General features: G+C 64.9%; 1 protein-coding gene and 1 pseudogene. Both read right to left on the bottom strand.

Annotation, left to right across the window (positions count from 1 at the left end; genetic code table 11):
* Nucleotides 1-332, bottom strand: a pseudogene (locus tag RMO89_RS00725) (rod shape-determining protein RodA); the annotation flags it as partial.
* The coding region (mrdA, locus tag RMO89_RS00720) for a penicillin-binding protein 2 (RefSeq protein ID WP_310530607.1) at nt 329-1,799 on the bottom strand (1,471 nt) is incomplete at its 5' end. The gene mrdA and the pseudogene RMO89_RS00725, both read right to left, overlap by 4 nt.

Here is a 1,799-nt window from a genome sequence, read left to right as displayed (position 1 = left end):
CCTCGCATGACATCCACAATGTGCAACTCGTTCCACTCGGTTTCCCCGGCCCTCAAGCGGTAGCCGATGACGTAAATCAACACTGAGAACAGTGCGACATAAGCGGGGAAGGTCAGCCGTTTGACGGTCTGTTCGGGGATCCACGACACGGCCAGCGCGAGCCCGAAGAAGACAAGGATGATGATGCCCTGCTTGAGCGCCCACGGGCGCCACGAGCCGCCCGCCGCCGAATAGAGAGTGATGAGCCCAATCGCGCAGATGCCGAAGACGATGAAGATCAACTTCCACGGCAGGCGCGCCAGCGGCTGCGGGATGATTGCCGAGGAAATCATGTCGCCCGCTTGGCGGCGCCGACCCGGGCGATGGCGTCGAACGCGGCTGCCTGGCGGGCGGTGCGCTCGGCCAAGGTGCCGCCCCATTGCTGTTCGAGCGGCGCGAGGGCAGCCAGCGCCTTCTGCTCGTCAAACAGGAAGGTCATGGCATCGCGCACGATAGGCGCGGCGGCCGAGGCACCGAAGCCGCCGTGCTCGATGATGCAGCCGATGGCGAAGCGTGGCTGCTCGATCGGTGCAAATGCAATGAACAGCGCGTGATCGCGCAGCGCCCAGGTCGATTGATGACCGCGCTCGCCCAGCCGGAAGACCTGCGCGGTCCCAGTCTTGCCGCCCATCTGAATGCCGTCGAGCAGGAGTTTCGAAGCGACCGCGGTGCCCTGACCGTTGACCACGGCCGCCATCGCCTTGCGGACGAAATCGAGATGCGCCGGGTCGGCGTTGAGCGCTGGCGCCGGCCGTGCCCTGTCTCCCATCAGCAGCCGCGGCTGGAGCAGCCTGCCGGACGCCAGCCGGGCCGGCATGACCGCAAGCTGCATCGGGTTGACGAGGACGTAGCCCTGGCCGATCGAAGTGTTGGCGCTGTCATATCCCTGCCACTTGCGCTTGTATTTCCTTAGCAGCCAATCGGGGTTCGGCATCGTGCCGAAACGCTGCGACGGGATGGGCAGGTCGAACTTCTGGCCATAACCGAGATATTGCACCATCTCGGTCGTTTTCGCCGGGTCGGTGATGAGGCCGGTCGCCCAGAAATATGTATTGCAGCTGCGTTCGACTGCGGAATGCATGTCCATCGAGCCATGCGCGGCGTCGCACCGGAAGTAGCGGTTTCCGATCTGGTAGCCGCCCGGGCAAAAGACGCGGCGGTGGGGGTCGACACCCTGTTCCAGGAACGCCAGCGCCATCGCCGGCTTGATCGTCGACCCAGACGGATAAAGCCCGAGCGCAACCTTGTTGAGCAAGGGAATGTGATCGTCTTCGGACAGCATCCGCCATTCGGTCCGGCCGATGCCATCGCTGAAACTGTTCGGATCGAACGCCGGCATGGAGACGAAAGCCAGCAAGTCGCCGCTCGCCACATCCATCGCGACGAGCGCGCCCGATTGATCGCCCATGCGCCGCGCGGCAAATTCCTGCAGGCCGGCATTGATCGTCAGCTTGACGGTCTGGCCGCTGCGGTCAGGCTTCGGTTCGAGCTCGCGGACCAGCTTCCCGCGCGCGGTCAGCTCAACCCGCTGGCCGCCCGGGGTCCCGCGCAGTCTCGGCTCAAGGACCTTTTCCAGCCCGTCCTTGCCGATCTTGAACCCCGGCGTGACGAGCAACGGGTTCTTGTCCTCGGCCTCATATTCCTTGGCGTTGGCGCCGCCGACATAGCCGACGAGGTGCGCCACAGCGGGCCCAGCCGGGTAAAAGCGCGAAAAGCCACGCATCGGCTGCACCCCGGCCATCTCAGGCAGACGAACGGTC

The sequence above is a fragment of the Novosphingobium sp. genome (genome assembly GCF_031424035.1).
In the GTDB taxonomy this organism is placed as follows: domain Bacteria; phylum Pseudomonadota; class Alphaproteobacteria; order Sphingomonadales; family Sphingomonadaceae; genus Novosphingobium.
Note: the sequence above shows the minus strand (reverse complement) of the source record. Positions and strands in the feature narration are given on the sequence as shown.